Genomic DNA, 25,606 nt, shown 5'->3' with positions numbered 1-25,606 from the left:
ATGTCCTTATCCATTCCCTTCATTCCCCGCCTCGGCAGACTGGCCACGGCCATCGGCCTGGGTTTCAGCCTGCTGGCCGGCAGCCTGGCCGCGCCTGCGCCGGCCCAGGCCGAAGGCGAGATCCGCATCGCTGAACAGTTCGGTATCGTCTACCTGCTGCTCAATGTGGTGCGCGACCAGAACCTGATCGAAAAGCACGGCAAGGAGCAGGGCATCGACATCAAGGTCGACTGGACCCAGCTGTCCGGCGGCGCGGCGGTCAACGACGCGCTGCTGTCGGGCTCCATCGACATTGCCGGGGCCGGCGTCGGGCCGCTGCTGACCATCTGGGATCGCACCCACGGCCGGCAAAACGTCAAGGCCGTAGCCTCTCTGGGTAACTTTCCCTACTACCTGGTGAGCAACAATCCCAAGGTCAAGACCATCGCCGACTTCACCGAAAAGGACCGCATTGCGGTACCGGCGGTGGGGGTCTCGGTGCAGTCGCGCTTCCTGCAATACGCCGCCGCCAAGCAATGGGGCGACAAGGAATTCAATCGCCTGGACAAGTACACCATCGCCGTTCCCCACCCGGACGCCACCGCCGCGCTGATTGCCGGCGGCACCGAGCTGACCGGGCACTTCTCCAACCCGCCATTCCAGGACCAGGCCCTGGAGAACCCCAATGTGCACGTGGTGCTCAATACCTACGACCTGCTGGGGCCCAACTCACCGACGGTGCTGTTCGCCACCGAGAAATTCCGCAACGACAACCCCAAGACCTACAAGGCCTTCGTCGAAGCCCTGGCCGAAGCGGCCGAGTTCGCCCAGCACGACAAGGGCGCAGCCGCCGATACCTACCTGCGCGTGACCAAGGCCAAGATCGACCGCGCCGCCTTGCTGAAGATCATCGACAACCCGCAGTTCGAGTTCAGCGTGACACCGAAAAACACCTACCCACTGGCGGAATTCCTCTACCGGGTCGGTGCGATCAAGAACAAGCCCGAGTCGTGGAAGGACTACTTCTTCCAGGATGCCAAACCGTTGCAGGGGAGCTGATCGCCATGAATGCCCCCTTGCCAGGCCACACGGCCAGCAATCGCGCTGCCATCGCCCAGGCGCTGTTGGCGGTGGAACAAGTCAGCCTGGAATACCGCACCCCGCAGCGGGTGGTGCGGGCCACCCACCAGGTGAGTTTCGAGGTTGATCCGGCCGACCGCTTTGTCCTGCTGGGGCCTTCTGGCTGCGGCAAGTCGACCCTGCTCAAGGCCGTGGCCGGGTTCATCCAGCCCTGTGAGGGCGAGATTCGCCTGCAAGGCCAGCGCGTCAGCCAGCCCGGGCCGGATCGTATCGTGGTGTTCCAGGAGTTCGACCAGTTGCCCCCCTGGAAAACCGTGAAGCAGAACGTGATGTTTCCCCTGCTGGCGTCGAAGACCCTCGGCCGCCGCGAGGCCGAAGAGCGCGCCCTGGAATACCTGGAGAAAGTCGGCCTGGCGGCTTTCGCCGATGCCTATCCGCATACCCTGTCCGGTGGCATGAAGGCCCGGGTGGCGATCGCTCGCGCCCTGGCCATGCAGCCGAAGATCCTGCTGATGGACGAACCTTTCGCCGCCCTCGACGCCCTGACCCGGCGCAAGATGCAGGAGGAGTTGCTGCGGCTCTGGGAGGAGGTGCGCTTCACCTTGCTGTTCGTCACTCACTCCATCGAGGAAGCGCTGGTGGTGGGCAATCGCATCCTCCTGTTGTCGCCTCATCCGGGGCGCGTGCGGGCGGAAGTCCACAGCCACCAGTACGACCTGCAGAGCCTCGGTGGCGTGGCTTTTCAGCAGACCGCGCGGCGCATCCACCGCTTGCTGTTCGATGAAGGCCAATCGCCGGAAACTGAAACCGAGCTGGATTTCGCCGATATCCGTATCGCTTATTGAGCCGTCAGGCCACCGTTGAACGAGGAACGCCCGATGAGCCACTCATCCCCTGCGCGCGAGGAATACGAAGTTGTCCTGCAGCCCTTGCTGCAAGTGCCCCTGGAGCGCGAGCTGCCCCTGGGACAGCGCCTCTGGCAACAAGGCTGGTTGCGCAAGAGCCTGATCCTGGTCCTGCTGGCGCTGCTCTGGGAAGCCGTGGCCCGTTACCAGAACAACGACCTGCTGCTACCGAGTTTTCTGCAAACTGCCAGCGCTCTTTACCAGGGCCTGCTCAGCGGCGAATTGCTGGGCAAGGTGGGCATTTCCCTGGTGGTGCTGCTCAAGGGCTACCTGATCGGCATCGTCCTGGCGTTTGCCTTGACCACTCTGGCGGTCTCGACCCGGCTTGGCCGTGACCTGCTGAGCACCCTGACCTCGATGTTCAATCCGCTGCCGGCCATTGCCCTGCTGCCCCTGGCGCTGCTGTGGTTCGGCCTGGGGCAGAACAGCCTGATCTTCGTGCTGGTGCATTCGGTGCTCTGGGCTTTGGCCTTGAACACCTATGCCGGGTTTCTCGGGGTTTCCGAAACCCTGCGCATGGCCGGGCGCAACTACGGCCTCAAGGGCCTGCGCCTGGTGCTGTTCATCCTGATCCCGGCGGCGCTGCCGTCGATTCTCGCCGGGTTGAAGATCGGCTGGGCTTTCGCCTGGCGCACCCTGATCGCTGCCGAGCTGGTGTTCGGCGCCACCAGCGGCAAGGGTGGCCTGGGCTGGTACATCTTCCAGAACCGCAATGAGTTGTACACCGACAAGGTGTTTGCCGGGCTGGCAGTGGTGATCCTCATCGGCCTGCTGGTGGAAAACCTGATCTTCGACACCCTGGAGCGGATCACAGTAAAACGCTGGGGCATGCAGCGCTGAGCTACCTCGTCCGCCAGTCCCCCGACCGTAGGAGCTGGCTTGCCAGCGAAAGCGTCCTCAAGGGCTATGCAAGGTTCGAGGGCCCATTCGCCGGCAAGCCGGCTCCTACGCGGCTAGTGGGTTCACGGGTAAGGATTGATCTCCCTCATTTTCCTCGGCGCCAAGCCTGCTAGCATTGCGCCTGGATCATCCCTGACCAGTCACGAGTGCTCAGCATGCAACTTCCGGACATGAACCTTCTGGTGGCCCTCGACGCCCTGCTCGACGAGGGCAGCGTGGTGGGCGCGGCGCGGCGCATGAACCTCAGCCCGGCGGCCATGAGCCGGACCCTGACGCGGATTCGCGACGCCCTCGGCGACCCGGTGCTGGTACGTGCCGGACGCGGCCTGGTGCCCACCCCCAAGGCCCTGGAACTGCGCAGCCAGGTGCGCGATGTAGTGGAGCAGGCGGCGCTGGTGTTCCGCTCGGCGGACAAGGTCGACCTGGGTTCCCTGCAGCGGCGCTTCAACGTGCGCGCCAACGATTTTTTCGTCGGCGTGTATGGCGGTCGCCTCATCGATACCCTGGAGCGTCAGGCGCCCTTGTGCGAGCTGCGCTTTGTGCCCGAAGGCGATGGCGATGACGAGGCCCTGCGGGAGGGAAGGATCGACCTGCGGATCAGTAACACCCGGCCCCTGACCCCGGAAGTCAAGGTGCAGAACCTGTTCACCACCGCTTTTGTCGGCCTGGTGCGCGAAGGCCACCCGCTGTTGGACGAAGACATCACCGCCGAGCGTTTTGCCGCGTTTCCCCATATCAGCATGTCTCGCCGGGGCATAGCCCGTGGACCTATCGATGCGGCCCTGGCCGAGCAGGGCCTGGAGCGCCGTGTGCCGCTGATTGCCCCGAGCTTCCACGCCGCCATGTTCATGCTGCCGGATTCGGACCTGATTTTGCCGGTGCCCCAGGAAACCCTGCTCAGCGTCTCGCGCCTGGGCCTGCGCTTGCGTTCGTTCGTGCTGCCGATTTCCCTGCCGACCCTGGTTTTGACCCAGGCCTGGCATCCGCGTTATGACAAGGACCCGGCGCACAAGTGGTTTCGCGAAACCCTGCGCACCTCCTGCCAGGCCACCTGGCAAGAAGCCCAGCCGACGTCCTCGTAGGAGCCGGCTTGCCGGCGAAAGCGGTCTTGGGGGCCCCTTCGCTGGCAAGCCAGCTCCTACGGTCAACAGGGTGAATCATTGCGTCTGGCGCACTTATAAACTGTCGATAAGTCAGTTTTCGTCAGCATCGGCTGTTCATAAACTGCTCTGGTTTTCTTGTCTGGAGCAGTATTTCCATGAGTTCCCTCGCTGTCGCTGCGCCTGCTTCGGTTGAAGCCGCCAGCAAGCCGGCAGCCATTGCACCGCCGGTGTTCGGGCCGCGGATCATCATCGGCCTGGTGGGCGTGCTGCTGGCGGTGCTGGTCTCGGGCCTCAACGAGATGGTGACCAAGATCGCCCTGGCGGACATTCGTGGTGCGCTGTTCATCGGCTACGACGAAGGCACCTGGCTGGTGGCTTGCTACACCGCCACCTCGGTGGCGGCCATGGCCTTCGCGCCCTGGTGTTCGGTGACCTTTTCCCTGCGGCGCTTCACCCTGTGTGCCATTGGCCTGTTCACCCTGCTGGGGGTGCTGTGCCCCTTCGCCCCGAACTACGAAAGCCTGTTGCTGCTGCGCACCCTGCAAGGCCTGGCCGGCGGCGCGCTGCCACCGATGCTGATGACCGTGGCCCTGCGGTTCCTGCCGGCCAACGTCAAGCTCTACGGCCTGGCCGGCTATGCCCTGACCGCCACCTTCGGTCCTAGCCTGGGCACGCCCCTGGCGGCACTCTGGACCGAGTACGTGGGCTGGCAATGGGCGTTCTGGCAGGTGGTGCTGCCTTGCCTACTGGCGATGGCGACGGTGGCTTACGGCCTGCCCCAGGACCCGCTGCGCCTGGAGCGTTTCAAGCAGTTCAACTGGCGCGGCCTGCTGCTGGGCTTTCCGGCGATCTGCATGCTGGTGATCGGTATCCTGCAGGGCAACCGCCTGGACTGGTTCGAGTCGCCGCTGATCTGTGTGCTGCTGGCCGGCGGCCTGGTGCTGCTGGTGCTGTTCATGATCAACGAGTGGTCGCAGCCGATTCCGTTCTTCAAGCTGCAGATGCTCGGCATCCGCAACCTGTCCTTCGCCCTGCTGACCCTGGCCGGGGTGCTGGTGGTACTGACGGCGGTGATCATCATCCCGTCCGCCTATCTGGCTCAGGTCCAGGGCTACCGGCCGTTGCAGACCGCGCCGGTGATGCTGGTGATGGCCCTGCCGCAACTGCTTGCGCTGCCCCTGGTGGCAGCACTGTGCAACCTGCGCTGGGTCGATTGCCGCTGGGTGCTGGGGATCGGCCTGGGCATGCTCGTGCTGTCCTGTCTGGGCGGTACGCACCTGACCTCGGCCTGGATCCGTGACGACTTCTACGTGCTGCAACTGCTGCAGATCTTCGGCCAGCCCATGGCAGTGCTGCCATTGCTGATGCTTTCCACCGGCAGTATCACCCCGATGGAAGGGCCTTTTGCCTCGGCGTGGTTCAACACCGTGAAAGGCCTGGCGGCGGTGATTGCCACCGGTGTGCTGGATGTGCTGACCACCCGCCGCCTGCATTTTCATTCGACCATGCTGGTGGACAGCCTGGGCAACTCGCCTCTGGTGGACGACGGCGTCGCCGGCCTGGCCCGGCGCCTGCACCAGCAGGCCGTGGTGCTGACCTCCGCCGACCTCTACTACTGCATGGCAGGGCTGGCCGCTGTGCTGATCCTGCTGATTTTCTGGCTGCCGACGCGGATCTACCCACCGCGGGCGCCGACTTGAACGAGACCTTTGTCATGACGACCCAGAACAAACACAAAATCGCCATTGCGGTAGCGGCAGTGGCGGCCCTTGGCGTGCTGGCCTACCTGGCGCTGCCGGGGCTGTTCGGCCGCGCCGGCGAGCAGACCACCAACGACGCCTTCATCGCCGCCGACTACACCCTGGTAGCCCCGCGCGTGGCGGGGTTCATCAAGGAAGTGCTGGTGGAGGACAACCAGCAGGTCAAGGCCGGGCAACTGCTGGCGCTGATCGACGACCGTGACCTGCGCGCCGCGGCCCAGGCGGCGGATGCCGAGACCCTGGTGGCCAAGGCGCAGTTGCAGAACGCCCGGGCGACCCTGGACCGGCAGAGTTCGGTGATCGCCCAGGCCCAGGCTGCCTTGAGCGCGGCCCAGGCCGAGCGAGCCTTTGCCGAGCATGAACTGAACCGCTACAACCACCTGGCCGGGGTCGGCGCCGGCACGGTGCAGAACGCCCAGCAGGCCCGGACCCGCATCGACCAGGCCAGCGCCCGGCTGGCCACCGCCACCGCAGCCCTGGCGGCGGAGCGCAAGCAGGTGGAGATCCTCACCGCTCAGCGCGACGCCGCGGAAGGTGGCTTGAAACGTGCCCAGGCGGCCCTGGAAATGGCCAGCTACGAGTTGTCCTACACGCGCATCGTGGCGCCGGTGGACGGCATGGTCGGCGAGCGCGCGGTGCGGGTCGGTGCCTATGTCACCCCGGGCAGCAAGATCCTTGCCGTGGTGCCGCTGCAGCAGGCCTATGTACTGGCCAACTTCCAGGAAACCCAGCTGACGGCCATGCATGCCGGGCAGGTGGTGGAGGTGCGGGTCGACAGCCTGGGCGGCGAGACCCTGCATGGTCGGGTGGAAAGCCTAGCCCCGGCCACCGGTGTGACCTTCGCCGCGGTGAAGCCGGATAACGCCACCGGCAACTTCACCAAGGTGGTGCAGCGCATTCCGGTGAAGATCCTTCTGGAACCCAACCAGCCGTTGGCCGAGCGGTTGCGGGTGGGCATGTCGGTGGAAGCCAGCGTGGACACCCACAGCTCTGCCACCAGCGCCCGCGAGGTGACCCAGCGATGAGCCGCGAACGCAGCCGTCACAGACGCTCCCACGGGCTCCGCACTCTGCTGGCGCTGAGCCTGCTGTCCCTGGCCGCGTGCAATGTCGGCCCGGATTTCCAGAGGCCCCAGGCGACCCAGGTCCAGGCCTGGTCCGCCCCGGCCCAGGCCGCTGCCAGCCAGGCGGTGGACAGTGCCATGCAGGAGCGCTGGTGGGAGGTGTTCAACGACCCGCAACTGTCGGCCCTGAGCCGTCGCGTCCTGAGCGATAACCTCGACCTGCAACTGGCCACCAGCCGTTTGCAGCAGAGCCGGGCGGCGCGCCAGGTCATTACTGCCGAACGCTATCCGAGCACCTCGGCCAATGGCGGCTACGGGCGCAAGCGCAACAGTGCCGAGGGCCTGAACGACCCTTCGGGGAACAACGGAAAATCGGCCTTCAATCTCTGGGAAGCGGGCTTCTCCGCCTCCTGGGAGCTGGATTTCTGGGGCCGGGTGCGGCGCGAAACCGAGGCCGCCGATGCGACCCTGGAAGTGGCGGAGAACGACCGGCGCGGGGTGCTGCTGTCGGTGCTGGCGGAAACCGCCCAGGACTACATCCAACTGCGCGGCGTGCAGAGCACCCGGGCGGTCACCGAGCAGAACCTCGAGGTCGCCCGGCACAGCCTGAAACTCTCGCAACTGCGCCTGGCCGACGGCGTGGCCACCGACCTGGACGTGGCCGAAGCCGCCGCCCAGGTTGCGACCATCGAGGCGCAACTGCCGGAGCTGCAACAGCGCCAGGCGCAGTTGATCAATGCCCTGAGCCTGCTGCTGGGGGAGCCACCCCAGGCCTTGCACCAGGAACTGGCCAGCGATGCGCCAGTGCCGCAACCGCCATCCCAGGTGGCTATCGGCCTGCCTTCGCAACTGGCCGAGCGGCGTCCGGATATCCGCCAGGCCGAGGCGCGCCTGCATGCAGCCACGGCCAGCATCGGTGTGGCCAAGGGCGATTTCTATCCGCGCATTACCCTGTCCGGCAACTTCGGCTCCCAGGCCCTGCAACTGGCGGACTTCGGTTCCTGGAGTTCGCGGCAGTTCGGCATCGGCCCGCAGTTCAGCCTGCCGCTGTTCGATGGCGGCCGCCTGCGGGGCATGCTCCAGTTGCGCGAGGCCCAGCAGCAGGAAGCAGCCCTGGCCTACCAGCAGACGGTGCTGCGGGCCTGGCACGAAATCGACGACCAACTGACCCGCTACAACGCCAGCCAGTTGCGCCGCGACAGCCTGGCCGAAGCGGTGCGGCAGAACCAGATCGCCCTGCGCACGGCACAGCAGCAGTACATCGAAGGGGTGGTGGATTTTGTCAACGTGCTGACGGTGCAGGGGGCCTTGCTGGCAACCCAGGAGCAGTTGGTGGAAAGCTCGGCCGGAGTGTCCCTGGCCATGGTTGGCCTGTACAAGGCGCTGGGGGGTGGTTGGCAGTCGGTCTACCCATTGCAGGCTGCCAGCCAGCCAGGTTGAAAAGCGTTTTGCCTGGATTGAGAAAAAAGTGTAATGATAATTGCTCTCAATCATGTGCGCAGTTTCATTCATGCAAGCCACCACTGACGGCAACGCTCAACTCCATCGTCTGTATCAGGATCATCACGGCTGGTTGCAGGGCTGGTTGCGCAAGCGCCTGGGCGATCGCGAGCATGCCGCGGACGTGGCGCAGGACACCTTCCTGCGCCTCTTGCTTTCGGGGCGTTTTCCCGGGCAGCAGGAAAGCCGCAGCTACCTGGCGCAGATCGCCCGCAACCTGGTGGTCGACCAATGGCGGCGCGCGCGCATCGAGCGCGCCTACCTGGAAAGCATCGCCCACTTGCCGGAGCCGCAGACCCCCTCCCTGGAAAGCCGCGCGCTGATTCTCGAAACCCTGATGCAGATCGACGCCATGCTCGACCGCATGCCGGACAAGGTGCGCCAGGCCTTTGTCATGTCGCAGTTCGAGGGGCTGGGCTATGCGCAGATTGCCGAGCGCCTGGAGGTTTCCGTCAGCTCGGTGCAGAAGTACATGACCCGTGCGATCCAGGCCTGTTACCAGGTGCTCTACGCAGAATGAAACCTCATCAAGCACCCATTGCCCCCAGCGTTGTCGAGCAGGCCAGCGAGTGGCTGATGCTGCATTGGGGCGGCGAATTGAGCGCGCAGCAGCGCAGCGCCTTCGACGCCTGGCAGCAGGCCGATCCCGAGCACCAGCGAGCCTGGCAACGCCTGCAGCAACTGCAGCAGACCCTGCAAGGCGTGCCGGAACACAGCACCCATGTACTGTTGGCCAAGGCGCCGGACCAGCAGCGCCGCGCCGCACTGAAGCTGCTCGGCTTGCTGCTGGTGGCCGGTGGCAGCGGCTACCTGGTGCAGGACAGCCAGCCCTGGCGAGCGGCCTTCGCCGGGCAGCGCAGCGCCACCGGGGAAATACGCCACCTGACCCTGAGCGACGGCAGCCGCCTGGACCTCAACAGCGCCAGCGCCGTCGACCTGCTGTTCAGCGCCAGCGAACGGCGCATCCGCCTGATCCAGGGCGAGATCCTGCTGACCAGCGGGCATGACCCGTCGCGGCCGCTGATCGTGGAAACCCCCGCCGGCGATATCCAGGCCCTGGGCACACGTTTCGCCGTGCGCGAATTGGACGGCGGCACCCGGGTCGATCTTTACGAAGGGGCGCTGCGGATCAGCCCCCGCCATGCACAGGCCCTGCAACTCAATGCCGGTGAACGCCTGTGGTTCGACGCCGGCCGGGTGTCGGCCCGGCAAGTGGCCCAGGTCAATGCCAGCAGCTGGAGCGAGGGCCGGTTGATTGCCGAACGCCAGCCCCTGGGGCAGTTCGTCGCTGAGCTGTCACGGTATCGGCCAGGGGTGCTGCGCTGCGATGAGCAGGTGGCGGGCTTGCTGCTGACCGGGGTCTTTCCCCTGGCCGACAGCGATGCGGTGCTCGCCGCCCTGGAGCGCTCGCTACCGGTACGGGCCCATGCGGTGACCCGCTACTGGGTAACCCTCAAGCCGCGAGGCTGAATGCAAAAATATTTTGTCAGGCGGTTGTCGATTCCGGCGCGCCGTTCGGGATACCCCATGAAAGCCGATCAAGACGCATTCTCATGGGGAGTTCAGGAATGCCTTACCAGACCGCTGCATCCATTTTGACCCTGGGCGCTACCGCGCGCCGCCGAGCCTTTGTTGCGCTGCTGGCGGTGGCACCCGTGCTGCCAGGCATTGTCCAGGCCGAGCCGGGCAGCCAGAGCCAGGCCCGCGACTACCAGATCGCCCCCGGCAACCTCGACCAGGTGCTGAACCGCTTTGCCAGTGCGGCGGGGATTCTCCTGTCGGTGGATGCGAGCATGACGGCCGGCAAGCACAGCCAGGGCCTGCAAGGCCGCTACGAAGTGGCGCAAGGGCTGCACCAGCTCCTCGCGGGGACCGGCCTGCAAGCCACCCAGAGTGGCGCCAGCTGGGGGCTGCAGCCAGTGGCCCAGGGCGCTGCACTGGAGCTGGGGCCAACCCGCATCGGCGCCACCCAAGTGGATGAAAATGCCTGGGGCGCAGTGCCGGGGATCGTGGCCAAGCGCAGCGCCACCGGCAGCAAGACCGATTCGGCGCTGGTGGAGATTCCGCAGACCATCAACGTGATCGGCGCCAAGGAAATCAGCGCCCGTGGTGCCCAGAGCGTGACCGAGGCGCTGCTCTATACCCCGGGCATGACCGGCGGCGGCTTTTCCGACCGGGTGAAGATTTTCGACGAACCCACCTCCCGTGGTTTTTCACCGACTCCGCTGTACCTCGACGGCCTGCACTTGCCCTATGGCGGTGGCAGTACCGGTGGTGCCCTGCAGATCGAGCCCTATTCCCTGGAGCGCATCGAAGTGCTCAAGGGCCCGGCCTCGGTGCTCTACGGGCAGAACCAGCCGGGCGGGATCGTCAACATGGTCAGCAAGCGGCCCACCGAGACCCCCGTGCATCAGCTGAAAGTGGAAGCCGGCAGCTACGACCACAAGAGCATCGCCCTGGACCTGGGCGGCCCGCTGGATGAGCAGGGGCAGTTCCTCTATCGCCTGACCGGCCTGGCCAGCGACAGCCAGGACGCCATCGATTACGTGCAGCGCCAGCGTCAGTTCATCGCCCCGAGCCTGACCTGGCGGCCGGATGACGACACCCAACTGACGGTGTTTGCCCAGTTCCAGAAGGACAACGACGTGCCCGAGGCCCAGGGCCTGCCCAGCGTGGGCACGGTGTTCGCCAACCCCAACGGCAAGATCGACCGCGACCTGTTTCTCGGCGAGCCCGGGGTCAATGCCTACGACCGTGACCAGTTCGTCGTGGGCTACGAGTTCTCCCATCGCCTGAACGATGTCTGGACCCTGAAGCAGAATGCCCGCTACGCCGACGTCGACGACCGTTACCGTGCGCCGCTGCACGGCTACAAGTTCGTCACCAACCCCAAGACCGGGCTCGACGACCAGCGCTACATGACCCGCTACGGGGTCGACTGGAAGCAGCACAACAAGGTCTTCGGCGTGGATAACATCGCCCAGGCCGAGTTCGACACCGGGCCGTTCAACCACACGGTGTTGGTGGGGCTGGATTACTACCACTTCAATTCGAAATACCACGGCAAGTACGACTACAACCCGCCGATTCTCGACATGTTCACCCCCACCTACGGCCAGTCGCTGAATTTCGGCAACGCTTACCAGTGGGACAACACCATCATCCAGACCGGCCTCTACGTGCAGGACCAGATCAAGTACGAGAAGTGGGTGCTGGTGCTGGGCGGTCGCAACGATTGGGCGGAAACCGACAACAATGCGCCGCTGGGTGGGGCCCATACCAACGTCAAGAACCAGTCCTTCACCGGGCGCGGGGGGCTGGTGTACCTGTTCGACAACGGGCTGGCGCCCTTTGTCAGCTACTCGGAATCCTTCCTGCCGTTGAGCGGCACCAGCTTCCAGCGCAGCGCGTTCGAACCTTCCACCGGCAAGCAGTACGAAGTGGGGGTGAAATTCCAGCCTCCGGGCCAGGAGAGCTTCGTCCAGGTATCGGCCTATCAGCTGGACCAGGAGAACATTCTGACCACCGACCTGGCCAACCCCGGGTTCAGTATCCAGAGCGGCGCGGTGCGCTCCCGGGGTATCGAGCTTGAAGCCAAGGCCAGCCTCAGCGAATCGCTGGACGTGATTGCCTCGGCATCGCGCAACGACATCAAGTACACCAAGGACAACGATGGCCGCGAGGGTCGCCACCCGGCGGGCATGCCACCCCTGACTGCTGCGTTGTGGCTCAACTACACCATCCTGGGCGACACCCCCCTGGCAGGCCTGGGAGCGGGCGTCGGCGCCCGCTACGTCAAGGGCAGCTACGGCACCGACTACGACGGCGCCTTCCAGATCCCTTCCTACACCGTGTACGACGCCGGCCTGACCTACGACCTTGAAAAGTCGCCGTTGCAGCTCAAGGGCGTGAAGCTGGCGCTGAACGTGAAGAACCTCACCGACAAGACCTACGTCGCCAAATGCACCAGCATCTGGGACTGCTACTACGGCGAAGGCCGGACCATGGTCTCGAGCCTGACTTATGACTGGTAAGGCCGCAGCAGCTGGGCTCACCAGTAGTCCGGCTTGATCGCGGGCGCCTTGCGGGTCGCCACTCGTTCGGGGAACTGGTGCTTGCACAGTTCCTCTGCGCTGACGACCCGGCGCATCCAGTGGGCCTGGGCTTTCAATGAGCCGGGTTGCGGGCGCTGATACTGCGGGCGGTGAGGCAGGATCACGCCAAGGGTCAAGTCCGGGAAGTCTTCGCGAATGGCCCGCAGCGCTGGTGCCATATCGGTGTCTCCCGAGACCAGCACCAGTTGCTCGATGCGTTCATCTGGAGGATGCAGGGCTTGCCTGGCTGCGAGGCGGTACATGCTGATCGCCAGATGGACGTCGGTTTCCTTTTCCTCAAGTTTCCAGATGTCCACCGTGTCCTGGCGTGAAGCCCCTACGGCTTTATTGATGAAGCGTGGGGCTTTGGCCGGTTCAAGCTGATGGCGCCCCAGGTGCACATTGACCTGGGACGCCTTCAAGGCGCGCAGGTAGGTGTCTTGTGCTTCCTTGGAGGCCCGGCCACGGGTGGCCAGCCGGGGTTTGACTGAAGAAGTGAAGTAGTCCACCGAGGCCAGTCGGCTGGCGGGGTTTTCGATCTGCACGATATGGGTCAGCAACCCGGGCAGGTCGAGCCACTTGAATGGGGTGTCGGCCAGCAACCCGTAGAACAGGTTGTAGCCATCGACAAAGAAGGCCGTGCGCACTATTCCATTCCCTGGAAACGAAAAAACCGGCCTGGGCCGGTTTTTTCACCCCAACGGCCAGCGAACTTAATCTCTGCGTACGGGGTTGAGTTGTGAGGTCGAGCCTAGTGCCTGTATTCGTCGAGGTCAATCCTTGTCCGACGAGAGAGGCATCACAAATGGCTGCTTGGCATATCAACTCCGCGGGAACCGTTTTGCCTCAGCAGGCTTCGAGGATCAAGGGCACTGATGGGCATTACTGTGAGCACTTATTGCACCGCTCTCAGGGCCCGGACTGAGGATTCTGCAAGAACACCACGTAGCCCTTGAACCAGGGGCTGTCGCGCAGGGCCTGGGGTTCCTGCCATTCACCGCCCTGAATCAGGCCGACCTTGTAGGGCAGGCCCATGCGGTCCAGGCGCGGCAGGTAGCTGGCGTAGTTGGGGATGCTGCGGCGGCCCTGGTAGGTCTGCACCACCACTTCGTCCACCACGCCCTTGAGCTGGCCGATGGCTTGCGGGTCGGCGTTGCTGCCCCAGTCCATCAACCCGGTGATGCTCAGGCGGTAGTGCGCCGGCAGGCGCTGGCGCAGGTCGCGCAGGAAGTGGCCATAGCGCTCCAGGTCGTGGGTGCTGCTGTCGAAATCGATCTGGATGCCCACCACCTGGGTGCCCGTGGCCTGCCAACGCCGGACCTGGCCCAGCAACTGGTCATACAGCGGTTCGGGCCAGGCCAGGGTGTGGGCGCGGTAGACCACCCACACCTGCTCCTGGCGCAGACGCGACACCGGCAGGCCCTGGGCGATGAGCTGGACGCCGCTGGCCGGATGGCGCCGCGAACGGCTGATCTGGCCCTGGAGGAGGTACAGGGTCCTGGCTTGGCCCAGCACCGGCTGGGTCTTGACCCCGCTCCACAGCCAGAAGGCGTCGTAGTCGGCGGCGTCCACTGCCGCGCTGGCCGGCGTTGCCCAGCACAGCCACAGCGGCAGCAGGCCATAGCCCAGGCGCTTGCCTACCAGTAGTAACGCAGCGACTGGGCCCACTGGGTATCCCCCAACTTGGTCTTCAACTGGCGGAACCAGGCCTTGCGCACGGCGGGCTCGACACCGGCACCGCCACAGTTGTTATGGCCCGAGGAGGCGTAGCAGTTGATGGCTCGGTACAGCGCGTAGGCGCGATCGTCACGGCTGGCCTTGGGGTTGTTGATTACCACCTGATAGCCGTCGAGCCGCGAGAACGGCTTGCCCGGGAACGTGTCCTGGGTGCCGCCCAGGTTCTGGGCCGGTGGCGGGGTGTCCAGGGGCATGCGGTCGAAGCCGCTGAAACGCATGAACTCGCCGAGGCAGAGCAGCCCGGCCGGGGCTTTCGGGTCACGCTGCAGGAGGGCGGCCGTCTCCAACAGGCTTGGGCAGCGGTAGTCGGGTTTTTCTTCTTCGGGCTGTGGGCCATCCCAGTGGAAGTCCTGCAACGGCGGGGTATCGAGGTAGATGTAGCCCAGGCTGGCGGCAAGGCTAGCGTCGGGCAGGGTGGGCGGCAGTTGCTCGAAGTCTTTGCCGAAGGCCGCGTACTGGCCGCGGGTCAGGTCCTTGTACAGCAGGATAAAACGCGCGGCGTTGCGTTCCGCTGGCGACTCGGCCTTCTGCGCTTGCTGGCGCAGCAGTTGGGGAGAGGCCACCTGGCGCAGGAGAATGGCGCGCACCTGGGCAGTCTTGATCGGCGAGTCGTCGGCGAACACCTTGGCCAGTTGCCCGCTGCGCTCGTAGGTGTAGGCCAGGGCCAGTTCCAGCTGTTCGCGTTGCAGCGGTTGCTGGGCCAGGGGCAGCAATTGCAGCCACAGCGCCTCGGCGCCTTTCCAGTCCTGCTGGGCCTGCAGGGCCAGGCCACGCAGGATCTGCTGGCTGAAGCTCAGGTAGTCCAGTTGCGCCGGCACTTGGCTGGGCAATTGTTTGAGCGCCGCCGCCGGTTGTTTTTCGACATACAGGCTGAAAGCGGCCTGGAGGTAGTCGAACAGCGCCGGCTGGCTGGCGAACAGGGCCTTCTGCTGTTGCAGGGCGTCCCGGGTCAGGGGCGCCGATGGGGCGTCGCGCATGCGCATCAGGTCCTTGACCGCCAGCAGCAGCGGAGCCTTGAAGTGGTCTTCGGGCAGGCTCAGCAGTTTGTAGTCGACTTCTTCCACCAGGTCGTCCAGAGGCATGTTGCGCGGGGTGCCGGGAGCTTGGGTCAGTTGCCAGGCGTAGTCATCGGCCAGGGCCTGGGTGTCGCCCGTCAGCCAGTGCACACGGCGGATCAGACCCTTGGCGGAAACGGCGTAGCGGCCCTGTGGATAAGTCTTCAGGTAGGCCTCGAAACCGGCGCCGGCCTGTTGCAGGACGGCTTTGTCCACATGCTCCAGATTGACCATGCTCCATTCATCGAAGGCGTTCTGCTGGGCCAGGTTGAGCAGGGTGCGCGGGCTCATGTAGGCCGCGGTTTCGGCCAGCCAGGGCTGGGGACTGTCCTTGAGCGCGGCAAAACCGTTGCCGGCTTCGTTGAAGCGGCCGCTGTAGAAGTCGGCGGCGGCCTGCAGGTAGCCGGCGAACGCCTTGGCCGCCGCCGAGTTCAGGTTGGCCGGCAGCAGCTTGCTCATTTCGCTGGCGTTCCAGTCGCAGCTGGCCAGCAGTTGCACCCGGGCCTCGGCCAGGGCCTGGCGTTCTTCCGGGCTCAGTGGCGCCTGGTCGAGCTGCTCCACAAAAGCCAGGGCACTGGCGTCCGAGTTGCTACGGCAGCGGCTGCCTTCTCCGGAGAGAAAGCCGTTCCCGGCGGCTTCCTTGCTATCGCGACGCAGGCCTACGGCCTGCAGCAGGCTGTCGAGCTGCTCGGTGGCGGGCGAGGGGCCGGGCTTGGGTGGGTTGCCAGTGTCGGGATCGAGTTCGGGCTGCGCCGGGTGCAGGCGATAGTGCATGAAGGGCACAGGGCCGTAGCCCATGCCCAGTTCATCCTGGGTCAGGGCCCGGGGTGCCAGGGGCAGGCTGCCCTGGTCGGCCAGCAGCAGCCGCAAGTTGACCCGGCTGTCGTTGCCCGGGCTGAGAAAGGGCAGGTTGCTGCAACCGTCCAGGCGATTTGAGTAGAGCGACCAGGTCGGCGAGCAGATGTCATCCGAGCTGGCCTGCGCCTGGCCGGCGCACAGGGCGGTGAGGGTCAATGCCGAGAGCAGAAGCTTGCGCATGAATTGTCCTTAATTCAGAAAAGCCATGAGGGCAGGTTCCGAGTGTGGCGAAAATCATACAGAAGGCGCCGGCTGGCACCTACGTCGCTGGTTAGAAAATCCGCCGTTCTGTGACGCGGCTTTGCTGTCCTCCGGTCTATGTTCATCCATTGCCGGTGATGGCTGGGCCTGACCCCGTACCGCGGTACCCGAGGGCAATCGGCAAGAGTCGCACATGACATTCGAGGAGCGGCTTTTTACCCTTGCGTCTGTGCTTTGCGGTTTTCCAGGCAAAGGACGATGCTGTCGGGGTTTGAGCGACCAGATCAGGCGAGTTTATGGGGAGCAAGGAATGGATTTTCGCAGAGCGCCGGAGTTGATCGGGCGTTTGCAAGAGCAGGCCGTCGTGCCTCGGGAGCAAGGTGTGCAGCGGCTGATGCGCTTGGCGCTTGAGTATTGGTTGCTGCCGGTGTTGCTGTTGGCTGCGGCCGTTCGCTTTTATGACCTGACCGCCGCGGCCATCTGGGGCGACGAAGGTTCCAGCCTGGTGCTCAGCCAGTATTCGCTGAGCGAAATCTGGTTTCATGCGGCCCGCGACGTCCATCCGCCGCTGTATTTCATGCTCTTGCGTGGCTGGATTGAACTGTTCGGCGACGGGATTTTTTCCATTCGCACCTTCAGCGCGCTGCCAGGGATAGTCACCGTAGGGCTCGGCATGTGGCTGGTGGCGCTGCTGGCGACCCGTCGCGCGGCGATTCTCGCCGGTGTGCTGCTGGCCCTGCTGCCCACGGCCGTGCGCTACAGCCAGGAAGTGCGCATGTATGCGCTGCTGGGCCTGTTGCTGTTGGGAGCGACCCTGGCCCTGGTGTACTGGCTGCGCCAGCCCTCGCGTCGGGGCCATCTGGTGAGCTACGCGCTGCTGATGACCCTGGCTTTCTACACCCATTACTTCACGGTGTTCTGCGTGCTGGCGCACTGGCTGTACCTGGTCGTTTCGGGCGTGCGCGCCGAGGGTGGCGGGCGCCTGGTCACCCGCCCGACCTGGTGGCTGGCGAATGCGGCGATCGTGCTGCTGTTCCTGCCCTGGGTTCCGGAGTTGCTGGACCTGCTGCGGCACATGGACGAGCTGAAGGCTAACGGCGATGTCGGCTGGGAGCCGGTGGTCACCTGGTCTTCGCTGCCGGCGATGGTCTGGCAATTGCTGATCCAGGACGAAGGCGACAACCTGCCAGGTGCGCTGTTCGTGGGCATGCCGCTGCTGTTGCTGGCGGTCTGTAGCGTCCTGGCCTGGCGTGATGGTGTACCTGCCAGGTTCGGCGGGCTGCTGGCGAGTTTCACCCTGCTGCCATTGTTGTTGGTGTTTGCGGTGTCGTTCGCTTCGCCAGTGTTTATCGAACGCTACCTGACCGCGTATGCCTTGGGCTTGCCGATGATCATGGCGGTGCTCATCGATCGCTGGCTTAAGAGTGCCCGGCTGGTGGCGCTGGCGTTGCTGCTGGGGTTCGTGGGGCTGGAAGCGGTGGGGCTGAAAAACAACATCGATGTCGACGCCAACGACCAGATCAGCGTGATGGTCGACTACGTCAACCGGCACTACGTCGCGGGCGACCGCATCGTTATCAGCGACATGCTCTGGTACTTGAGCTACGTCTACTACAACCGCACCGATGCCCAGCCGATGCTCTATACGCCGCCGCTGCCGGGAGGCACCTCCAGCAGGCCGAACGCCTACGGCTTCGGCACCCTGATCGACCACCCGGATCAGGTCTACCTGGATCAGTTGAGCGCCTTGTCAGTGGGCAGCGGGCGCTATTGGCTGGTGGGGTCGGACGATCAGTCCGAGGAATTCGCGCCATTGCCCCAGGGGTGGCACAAAGTCGGTCAGTTCGCCGCGGGTGGTACTCGGGCCCGCTTGTTTGTCCTCTGTGGCTCGGCAGCCGGCGCTTCCTGTGCCGGGCAATGAACGCGCAGGGTGCCGTTCGGAAGTTCGAGGCCTTGTGTCTTGCAGCGCGACCTAGACTTGCATCAGGAGTCACAGTCCTGTCCCCGCTTGCGGGGCACCGAGGTGCATCATGCGTATGGCAAGAACCGTGCAGCGCAGCCTGGAACAAGCCGCTTGCGAGTTTGATCTGGTGAGCCATCCCCATTCCGCCAGCAGCCTGGAAACGGCGCGGGTGGCGGGGGTACCGGCGGAGCGAGTGGCCAAGTCGGTGATCCTCGACGATCACCACGGCCATTACCTGATGGCGGTGTTGCCGGCCAGTCGGCACCTGGACCTCGGCAAGGTGCGCGGCAGCGGCGAATGGCAGGTCACCCGGGAAAGCACCCTGGCCCACCTGTTCAACGACTGCGAGCGCGGCGCGGTGCCGGCCCTGGGCGAGTCCTATGGGCTGGACGTGGTGATCGACCCGCTGCTGACCCGGCAGAAAGACATCTACCTGGAAGCCGGCAACCACCACAACCTGGTGCACATGAGCATGGCCCAGTACCTGAAGCTGGTGCCCCACGCCGAGGTTTGCGAAGTCTCGCACTGATCAGGAGCCCGACCATGGAAGCACCGACCCACAGCCTGCCGGCGTTGTTCAAGCAGTTGGGGCTGGCCGACGACCCGGTGAGCATCGAGCGTTTCATCGCCACGCATTCGCCGCTCAAACCGGAGCTGCACCTGGCGGACGCATTTTTCTGGAGCGAGAGCCAGGCCGACTTTCTGCGCACGGAAGTGCTCGATGATGCGGATTGGGCCGAGGTGGTGGATCAGTTGGATGTGTTGTTGAGGAAGGGGCGCGGGGGCTAGGTCGGTGGCGGCCATTGGCGAGCGGTGTGGACCAGGGCCAGGATCCAGACGTGGCCTTGGCTTATCTGATAGACCAGGCGATAGCTCGGTTGGGGAATCAGCTCGCGGGTTCCTGCCACCAGTCCCGTGGAGCCTATCTGCGGGTTGAGGACCAGATGGTCGACGCATTCGCTGAAGCGCCTGTCCATGTCGACCGCAGCCCTCGGGTTGAGCACATGCAGGTAATCCCAGATATCCATGCGGTCCTGTACGGCTTCGGGAACCCATACAACCTTCATTCTAGCCTCGATGCCCGAGCGCGTCTGGCAGCGAACTCTGCTTCTACCTCTTCATGGTTGTGCCCGCGTTGAGCGTCTACGGAGGCTCGAGCCAGCAGGACTTTCTGTTGCAGGAAGGCCTCGTACTCACGGGATTCGTGCTGTTTTTGCACGAACTCGCGCATCAACTCGCGCACGATCTGTGAGGCTGGGCGATGTGCGGCCAGTGCCTCCGCCATAAACTGATCCCGCAGTTCAGTTTCCAGTTTCATCGTAAAGATGGCGTGCTTGGGCATGAGCGTTCTCCTCAAAAAGTACTCAAAAAGTATATACCTTTTCAGTACTTATTCTGTTTTGCAGGCGCTGGATCCAAGGCTTGGCCGGGGTATTTGTTACAAAACTTGACTGGATTTATCCGTCAATGACATATTGATAGTTAGCAAACTAACAGTGTGCGAACAATCTTGTGTCCAACTCCCTTGAATCACTCCACATGAATATCAGCAGTGGCATGGTGGTCGCGTCCCGGCATTGGCGGCGGATCTGCCAGACCACGCTGGTCAACTTCGGCATTTCCGAAGCCTGCGCGGTGCCGCTGTTGATGATCGGGCGCCTGGGCGAGGGCGTGCGCCAGGTCACGGTGGCCCAGGCCGCAGGGATGGAAAGCCCGTCCCTGGTGCGCCTGCTGGATCAACTGTGCAGCGCCGGCTACGTGTGCCGCAGTGAAGACCCCCACGACCGCCGGGCCAAATGCCTGAGCCTGACCGACACCGGTCGCGAGCTGGTGCAGGCGGTGGAAAGCGAGTTGGTGCGCCTGCGTCATGAAGTGCTGGAAGGCATTGGCAGCGCCGACCTGGAGGCGGCGTTGCGGGTGATCCGCGCGTTCGAGTCCGCCAGTCATGTACCGGTGCTGCCATCTTGAAAGGCTTCTTTACCGGCATGCCTCCCGCGCGGGACTGGTTCTATGGCGTACGTACCTTCGCCGCGTCGATGATCGCCCTGTACATCGCCATGCTGATGCAGATGCCCCGTCCGTATTGGGCGATGGCCACGGTGTACATCGTCTCCAGCCCCTACGTCGGCCCCACCAGTTCCAAGGCCCTGTACCGGGCGATCGGCACCTTTCTCGGGGCGGCGGCCGCGGTGCTGTTCGTGCCGATGTTCGTACAGAGCCCCTACCTGCTGGTGGTGATCATCGCCCTGTGGACCGGGATCCTGCTGTTCCTGTCCATGCACCTGCGCACTGCCAACAACTACGCCCTGATGCTGGCCGGCTACACCTTGCCGCTGATCGCCCTGCCGGTGGTGGACAACCCCCTGGGGGTCTGGGACGTCGCCGAGGCGCGGACCGAGGAAATCTTCCTCGGCATCGTTTGCGCCGCGGTGATCGGCAGCATGTTCTGGCCCCGGCGGCTGGCCCCGGTGTTCGTCGATTCCGCCGCCAAGTGGTTCGCCGATGCCGCGCTCTACAGCCAGCGCTTCCTGGCCCGCAACGTCCAGCCCGAGGAAGTCAGTGCCCTGCGCGCGTCCATGGTGGGCACCTTCAACACCCTGGAACTGATGATCGGCCAGTTGCCCCACGAGGGCGCCCGGCCGCAGACCGTGCGCAACACCAAGGAGCTGCGCGGGCGGATGATCAACCTGCTGCCGGTGGTGGATGCCCTGGACGATGCCCTGTATGCCCTGGAACGGCGTACCCCGGAGCTGGTGGCGCAGTTCGCCCCCTTGCTGGCCAAGGCCGATGAATGGCTGCAAGGCACCGCCCGGGATGCTTCGGTGGAACGCTGGCAGGCCCTGCGCGATGAACTCGAAGCCTTGCAGCCAAGCCCCGAAGCCCTGGATGACCGGCGCCAGCTGCTGATGTCCAACGCTCTGTATCGCCTCGGCGAGTGGATCGACCTGTGGCAGGACTGCCGCAGCCTGCAGCACGCCATCCAGAGTGAAAGCCAGGCGCCCTGGCGCGCGGTCTACCGGCATTGGCGGCTGGGCCGGCTGACGCCGTTTCTCGATCGCGGGCTGATGCTGTACTCGGCGGGCTCGACGGTCCTGGCGATCATCGTCGCCTCGGTGCTGTGGATTCTCCTGGGCTGGACCGACGGCGGCAGCGCCGTGATCCTGGCGGCGGTGGCCTGCAGTTTCTTTGCTTCCATGGACGACCCGGCGCCGCAGATCTACCGGTTCTTTTTCTGGACCGCGATGTCGGTGCTGTTCGCCAGCCTCTACCTGTTCCTGATCCTGCCCAACCTGCACGACTTCCCGATGCTGGTGCTGGCCTTTGCCGTGCCGTTCATTTGCGTCGGCACCCTGACGGTGCAGCCGCGGTTCTACCTCGGCATGCTGCTGACCATCGTCAACACCTCGTCCTTCATCAGCATCCAGGGCGCCTACGACGCGGACTTCCTGAGTTTTGCCAACTCCAACCTGGCCGGCCCCATGGGCCTGCTGTTCGCCTTTGTCTGGACCCTGATCGCCCGGCCGTTCGGCTCCGAACTGGCGGCCAAGCGCCTGACCCGCTTCAGCTGGCGCGACATCGTCAGCCTCAGCGAACCGGCGACCCTGGCCGAACACCGGCACATGGGCGCACAGATGCTCGACCGCCTGATGCAGCACTTGCCGCGCCTGGCCATGACCGGGCAGGACACCGGCATAGCCCTGCGGGAGTTGCGCGTGGCGCTCAATATGCTGGACCTGCTGGCCTACGCACCGCGGGTGCAGGGCGTGGCCCAGAGCCTGCTGCGCCAGGTGGTGGCCGAGGTGGGCGAGTACTTCAAGGCCTGCCTCAAGGCCGGCGAACGCCTGCCGGCCCCCAGCGGGCTGCTGATGACCCTCGACCGTACCCGCCGCGCCCTCGGCAGCCAGGGCCTGCAAGGCGACCACGAAACCCGCCTGCACCTGCTGCACGCCCTCAGTGGCCTGCGCCTGGCGCTGTTGCCGGGGGTGGAATTCGTCGCCACCGGCGAGCTTGAAGAACCCCTTCCCCATGGCATCGATGGAGCGCCCCTATGATCGGTGATCTGGATATCAGCGGGGTGTTCCTGCCCACGCTGCTGGTGCTGATGGGCATCACTTATGGCTTGTACCTGCTGGTGCACGGGGTGCTGACGCGCTTGCACTTTTATCGTCTGGTCTGGCACCGGGCGCTGTTCAACGTGGGTCTCTACGCTCTGCTACTGGGCGCCGTGGACTCTCTCAGTCGATACCTGATGACATGAAAAAACCTTTATTGACCATTGGCCGTGTGGTCCTGACGTTACTGGTGGTGACCTTCGCGGTCGTGGTGGTCTGGCGCATGGTGATGTACTACATGTTCGCGCCCTGGACCCGGGACGGGCATATCCGCGCCGATATCGTGCAGATCGCTCCGGACGTGTCCGGGCTGATCCAGCAAGTGCAGGTGCGTGACAACCAACTGGTGCAGCGCGGCCAGGTGCTGTTCAGCATCGACCAGGACCGCTTCAAGCTGGCCCTGCGCCAGGCCAAGGCGGCCCTGGCCGACCGCCAGGAAACCCTGGCCCAGGCCCAGCGCGAGGCCAAGCGCAACCGTGGCCTGGGCAACCTGGTGCCGCGCGAGCAACTGGAAGAAAGCCAGTCCCGCGAGGCCCGTGCCCAATCGGCCCTGGCCGAGGCCCAGGTGGCGGTGGACAGCGCCCAGCTCAACCTCGACCGCTCGGTGGTACGCAGCCCGGTGGACGGCTACGTCAACGACCGTGCACCGCGCACCCAGGAATTCGTCACCGCCGGGCGCCCGGTGCTGTCGGTGGTGGACAGCAACTCCTTCCACATCGATGGCTATTTCGAAGAGACCAAGCTCGATGGCATCCATGTCGGCCAGGCCGTGGATATCCGTGTGATCGGCGACCGTGCGCGGCTGCGCGGGCATGTGGAAAGCATCGTCGCCGGGATCGAGGACCGTGATCGCAGCAGCGGCTCCAACCTGTTGCCCAACGTCAACCCGGCCTTCAGCTGGGTGCGCCTGGCGCAACGGATTCCGGTGCGCATCGCCTTCGACGATGTGCCGGCGGACTTTCGCATGATCGCCGGGCGCACCGCCACGGTGTCGATCCTCGACGACCAGGCCAAGCAGGAGCCCGGCCAATGAACAACGGCGCGCGTTTGGCCCTGGCCGGGCTCGGCCTGCTGCTCTCGGCCTGCCAGATGGTCGGGCCGGATTACCAGGTGCCCGGGGATGCTGCGGTGCAGCGCAAGGATTTGCAGGGCCAGTTGAGCGCCAAGGGCGCCAACGTGGTGTCGGCGCCGGTGCCTGCCGACTGGTGGCGGCTGTACCAGGACCCGCGTCTGGACCAGCTGGTGCAGCAGGCCCTGGCTTCCAACACCGACCTGCGGGTGGCGGCGGCCAACCTGGCTCGGGCCCGCGCCCAGGTGGATGAAGCCCAGGCCGCCGGTGGCTGGAGCGGTGGGGTCAAGGCCGGGGTCGAGCGCCTGCAGGAATCCGGCGAAGCCTTCCTGCTGCCGGAAAAGGTGCCAGTGGCCAACGTCGGCAACCTGTCCATCAGCACCTCCTACCAGTTCGACCTGTTCGGCACCTTGCAGCGCGGCATCGAGGCGGCCCAGGCCAATGCCGACGCGACCCAGGCTGCGGCGGATACCGCGCGCATCACCCTGGTGGCGGACGTGGTGCGGGCCTACACCCAGGTTTGCGCGGCCAACGAAGAACGGGAAATCGCCGAGCACTCCCTGAGCCTGCAAGCCCAGAGCACCGAGCTGACCCAGCGCCTGCGCGATGCGGGGCGCGGCGACGAAACCCAGGTCACCCGTTCTCAGACCCAATTCAAATCCCTGCGTGCCGAACTGCCGCGCTATGAGGCGGCGCGCCAATCGGGCCTGTTCCGCCTGTCCATGCTGCTGGCCAAGCCGCTGGATCAATTGCCCGCCGGCACCGACAGTTGTGCCCAGTTGCCGCATATCACCCAGCTGTTGCCGGTGGGCGATGGCGCGGCGCTGCTCAAGCGCCGCCCCGATGTACGGCAGGCCGAGCGCCAGCTGGCCGCCGCCACCGCGCGCATCGGCGTGGCCACCGGGGCCCTGTATCCGGATATCAGCATCGGCGCGACGGTCGGCACCGTGGGCATCCTCGACAACCTCGGCAAGCCTTCCACCAATCGCTGGGGCTTCGGCCCGCTGATCAGCTGGACGGTGCCGGCCAATGGCGCCCGCGAGCGCATTCATGAAGCCGAGGCCGCCAGCCAGGGCGCCCTGGCGCATTTCGATGGGGTGGTGCTCAACGCCATCCGCGAAACCCAGACCGGCCTGGCCCAGTACAGCGCGCAACTGCAGCGCCGCGATGCCCTGGCGGATGCCGAGCAGTCGGCGCAACTGGCGGCGGACCAGACCCACCGCTTCTTCCAGGCCGGGCGCGCGTCCTTCCTCGCCGACCTGCAGGCTACCCGCACCTACACCGATATGCGCGCGCAACTGGCGGCGGCCAACACCCAGGTAGCCATGAGCCAGATCGATCTGTTCCTGGCCCTGGGCGGCGGTTGGGAAAGCGGACGAACGCAAGGCCCGGAACACGCGAAACCCTGAGGCGGTTGCTATGCTTTGATCAGTTGGAAAAGTGCCTTGTGCAACGTGCCTTCCAACCGATCAAAGCATGTGATGGTCATGGGGATTCCAATAATGAAAAACCCTTATGCTCCGGGCTTCTGGTGCGCGCTCTGCGCCCTGGTGCTGCTGTCTGCCACCTACTTCTACGGCATCATGCTGGCCCATCAGATCGACAAGGCCCTGGTGTTCCTCGACAGCGCCAGCGCGTTGATCGCGGTGATGGCCATCGGTGTGGTGGCCTGGGCCTCCTTTCAGGGCCAGAAAATCAAGAAAAAACAGCTCGAACAGAGCAAGACCCTGGTGGTCATCTGGGACACCAAGGTGGCCTTGCGCCGGGTCGAAACCGTATTCGACCGCTACTTCTGGGGCAGTTACTGGCAACCGGGGCGGACCTTCGCCGAAGTCATGGGCGAACTCACCGGCACCCCGCTGGAAAAGAGCCTGGAGGCCCTGAAGAAGCAGTGCATGCTGCTGGATAAGCAGGCCGAGGACGGTCACCACTGGCTGAGCAATGCCCGGGAGCTGTCGGATGTCGCCACCGCCATGGCGCGGGAGCGCTACCAGCTGGATTTCTGCGACCCACGGGGCGAATCCCGGGGCAACAGCGCGGTGATCGACCGGGATTTCGAGGTCCTGGTGTACACCTGGAGCGCTCGGCTCAAGAGCTTCGATCATCAGCTCGATGCCTTGGAAATCGAATACTCCTAAAAGCCCCTTCCCCTGGCCCTGTAACAGCGGCGGCTGCCGGTTTGCGGCAGCCGCTGCCGTGGCCATCTCCCCGCGCTCCACGGTTTTTC

General features: G+C 64.9%; 24 protein-coding genes. 19 read left to right on the top strand and 5 right to left on the bottom strand.

Going from position 1 to position 25,606, the window contains the following annotated elements; all coding sequences use genetic code 11:
- The 10 genes from M2395_RS28460 to M2395_RS28415 all read left to right on the top strand — a co-directional run bounded on the left by M2395_RS28460 (position 1) and on the right by M2395_RS28415 (position 12,324).
- On the top strand, positions 1 to 1,038 hold the full coding sequence (locus M2395_RS28460; RefSeq protein WP_053148368.1) for an ABC transporter substrate-binding protein: 1,038 nt from the start codon (positions 1 to 3) through the stop codon (positions 1,036 to 1,038).
- Between the two features lie 5 nt (positions 1,039 to 1,043).
- On the top strand, positions 1,044 to 1,904 hold the full coding sequence (locus M2395_RS28455; RefSeq protein ID WP_041115052.1) for an ABC transporter ATP-binding protein: 861 nt from the start codon (positions 1,044 to 1,046) through the stop codon (positions 1,902 to 1,904).
- 33 nt (positions 1,905 to 1,937) lie between these two features.
- On the top strand, positions 1,938 to 2,804 hold the full coding sequence (locus tag M2395_RS28450) for an ABC transporter permease (protein WP_011058521.1): 867 nt from the start codon (positions 1,938 to 1,940) through the stop codon (positions 2,802 to 2,804).
- Between the two features lie 215 nt (positions 2,805 to 3,019).
- The gene (locus tag M2395_RS28445) at positions 3,020 to 3,946 is read left to right on the top strand and encodes a LysR family transcriptional regulator (RefSeq protein WP_011058522.1); all 927 of its coding nucleotides are present in this window, start codon (positions 3,020 to 3,022) and stop codon (positions 3,944 to 3,946) included.
- 176 nt (positions 3,947 to 4,122) lie between these two features.
- The gene (locus tag M2395_RS28440) at positions 4,123 to 5,667 is read left to right on the top strand and encodes an MFS transporter (protein WP_053148371.1); all 1,545 of its coding nucleotides are present in this window, start codon (positions 4,123 to 4,125) and stop codon (positions 5,665 to 5,667) included.
- 14 nt (positions 5,668 to 5,681) lie between these two features.
- The gene (locus tag M2395_RS28435; RefSeq protein ID WP_011058524.1) at positions 5,682 to 6,752 is read left to right on the top strand and encodes an HlyD family secretion protein; all 1,071 of its coding nucleotides are present in this window, start codon (positions 5,682 to 5,684) and stop codon (positions 6,750 to 6,752) included.
- Positions 6,749 to 8,230 carry an efflux transporter outer membrane subunit gene (locus M2395_RS28430; RefSeq protein WP_015633681.1) on the top strand — a complete coding sequence of 494 codons (1,482 nt, stop codon included), beginning with the start codon at positions 6,749 to 6,751 and terminating at the stop codon, positions 8,228 to 8,230. Before M2395_RS28435 ends, M2395_RS28430 begins: the two co-directional genes overlap by 4 nt.
- Before the next feature lie 70 nt (positions 8,231 to 8,300).
- A complete protein-coding gene (locus M2395_RS28425) occupies positions 8,301 to 8,810 on the top strand; it encodes a sigma-70 family RNA polymerase sigma factor (RefSeq protein ID WP_011058526.1) in 510 nt (169 codons plus the stop codon).
- A complete protein-coding gene (locus M2395_RS28420; RefSeq protein ID WP_011058527.1) occupies positions 8,807 to 9,760 on the top strand; it encodes a FecR domain-containing protein in 954 nt (317 codons plus the stop codon). Before M2395_RS28425 ends, M2395_RS28420 begins: the two co-directional genes overlap by 4 nt.
- 98 nt (positions 9,761 to 9,858) lie before the next feature.
- Positions 9,859 to 12,324 (top strand): TonB-dependent siderophore receptor, encoded by a 2,466-nt coding sequence (locus M2395_RS28415; protein ID WP_123431265.1) that lies wholly within the window; start codon positions 9,859 to 9,861, stop codon positions 12,322 to 12,324.
- 17 nt (positions 12,325 to 12,341) lie between these two features.
- Here M2395_RS28415 and M2395_RS28410 read toward each other — a convergent pair whose 3' ends face one another.
- From M2395_RS28410 to M2395_RS28400, 3 genes are all read right to left on the bottom strand, one after another.
- Positions 12,342 to 13,031: an NYN domain-containing protein gene (locus tag M2395_RS28410; RefSeq protein WP_015633685.1), complete on the bottom strand. Its 690-nt coding sequence runs from the start codon at positions 13,029 to 13,031 to the stop codon at positions 12,342 to 12,344.
- 262 nt (positions 13,032 to 13,293) lie between these two features.
- Positions 13,294 to 14,052, bottom strand: coding sequence for a DUF3142 domain-containing protein (locus M2395_RS28405; protein WP_053148380.1), 759 nt, complete (start codon positions 14,050 to 14,052; stop codon positions 13,294 to 13,296).
- A complete protein-coding gene (locus tag M2395_RS28400; protein ID WP_123431264.1) occupies positions 14,022 to 16,214 on the bottom strand; it encodes an outer membrane assembly lipoprotein YfiO in 2,193 nt (730 codons plus the stop codon). The genes M2395_RS28405 and M2395_RS28400 overlap by 31 nt, the downstream gene beginning before the upstream one ends.
- Before the next feature lie 331 nt (positions 16,215 to 16,545).
- Between M2395_RS28400 and M2395_RS28395 the strand changes: the two genes are divergently transcribed.
- From M2395_RS28395 to M2395_RS28385, 3 genes are all read left to right on the top strand, one after another.
- Positions 16,546 to 18,156: a glycosyltransferase family 39 protein gene (locus M2395_RS28395; RefSeq protein ID WP_123431263.1), complete on the top strand. Its 1,611-nt coding sequence runs from the start codon at positions 16,546 to 16,548 to the stop codon at positions 18,154 to 18,156.
- Positions 18,157 to 18,265: 109 nt separating this feature from the next.
- Positions 18,266 to 18,727, top strand: a complete 462-nt coding sequence (locus tag M2395_RS28390; RefSeq protein WP_011058532.1) for an aminoacyl-tRNA deacylase — start codon at positions 18,266 to 18,268, stop codon at positions 18,725 to 18,727.
- A 14-nt stretch (positions 18,728 to 18,741) separates the two neighbouring features.
- Positions 18,742 to 18,987, top strand: a complete 246-nt coding sequence (locus tag M2395_RS28385; RefSeq protein ID WP_011058533.1) for a DUF2789 domain-containing protein — start codon at positions 18,742 to 18,744, stop codon at positions 18,985 to 18,987.
- Here M2395_RS28385 and M2395_RS28380 read toward each other — a convergent pair.
- Together M2395_RS28380 and M2395_RS28375 are read right to left on the bottom strand one after the other, a co-directional pair.
- Positions 18,984 to 19,265: a type II toxin-antitoxin system RelE/ParE family toxin gene (locus M2395_RS28380; RefSeq protein WP_053155817.1), complete on the bottom strand. Its 282-nt coding sequence runs from the start codon at positions 19,263 to 19,265 to the stop codon at positions 18,984 to 18,986. The two genes, M2395_RS28385 and M2395_RS28380, sit on opposite strands and share 4 nt — an antisense overlap.
- Positions 19,262 to 19,540: a hypothetical protein gene (locus M2395_RS28375; protein ID WP_015633690.1), complete on the bottom strand. Its 279-nt coding sequence runs from the start codon at positions 19,538 to 19,540 to the stop codon at positions 19,262 to 19,264. Before M2395_RS28375 ends, M2395_RS28380 begins: the two co-directional genes overlap by 4 nt.
- A gap of 197 nt (positions 19,541 to 19,737) precedes the next feature.
- Here M2395_RS28375 and M2395_RS28370 point away from each other — a divergent pair, with 197 nt between their 5' ends.
- The 6 genes from M2395_RS28370 (at position 19,738) to M2395_RS28345 (ending at position 25,517) form a co-directional block, all read left to right on the top strand.
- A complete protein-coding gene (locus M2395_RS28370; RefSeq protein ID WP_011058536.1) occupies positions 19,738 to 20,166 on the top strand; it encodes a MarR family winged helix-turn-helix transcriptional regulator in 429 nt (142 codons plus the stop codon).
- On the top strand, positions 20,163 to 22,250 hold the full coding sequence (locus M2395_RS28365; RefSeq protein ID WP_041751900.1) for an FUSC family protein: 2,088 nt from the start codon (positions 20,163 to 20,165) through the stop codon (positions 22,248 to 22,250). The genes M2395_RS28370 and M2395_RS28365 overlap by 4 nt, the downstream gene beginning before the upstream one ends.
- A complete protein-coding gene (locus tag M2395_RS28360; RefSeq protein ID WP_011058538.1) occupies positions 22,247 to 22,456 on the top strand; it encodes a DUF1656 domain-containing protein in 210 nt (69 codons plus the stop codon). The genes M2395_RS28365 and M2395_RS28360 overlap by 4 nt, the downstream gene beginning before the upstream one ends.
- Positions 22,453 to 23,343, top strand: coding sequence for an HlyD family secretion protein (locus M2395_RS28355; protein ID WP_011058539.1), 891 nt, complete (start codon positions 22,453 to 22,455; stop codon positions 23,341 to 23,343). Before M2395_RS28360 ends, M2395_RS28355 begins: the two co-directional genes overlap by 4 nt.
- Positions 23,340 to 24,788 carry an efflux transporter outer membrane subunit gene (locus M2395_RS28350; protein ID WP_011058540.1) on the top strand — a complete coding sequence of 483 codons (1,449 nt, stop codon included), beginning with the start codon at positions 23,340 to 23,342 and terminating at the stop codon, positions 24,786 to 24,788. Before M2395_RS28355 ends, M2395_RS28350 begins: the two co-directional genes overlap by 4 nt.
- 93 nt (positions 24,789 to 24,881) lie before the next feature.
- Positions 24,882 to 25,517 (top strand): hypothetical protein, encoded by a 636-nt coding sequence (locus M2395_RS28345; RefSeq protein WP_015633693.1) that lies wholly within the window; start codon positions 24,882 to 24,884, stop codon positions 25,515 to 25,517.
- Positions 25,518 to 25,606: the final 89 nt, after the last annotated feature.

Origin of the sequence: Pseudomonas sp. BIGb0176, from assembly GCF_024810175.1 — a bacterium.
Classification (GTDB): domain Bacteria; phylum Pseudomonadota; class Gammaproteobacteria; order Pseudomonadales; family Pseudomonadaceae; genus Aquipseudomonas; species Aquipseudomonas protegens.
The sequence above is the reverse complement of the archived record's forward strand: the minus strand, read 5'-3'. Positions and strand labels throughout refer to the sequence as shown.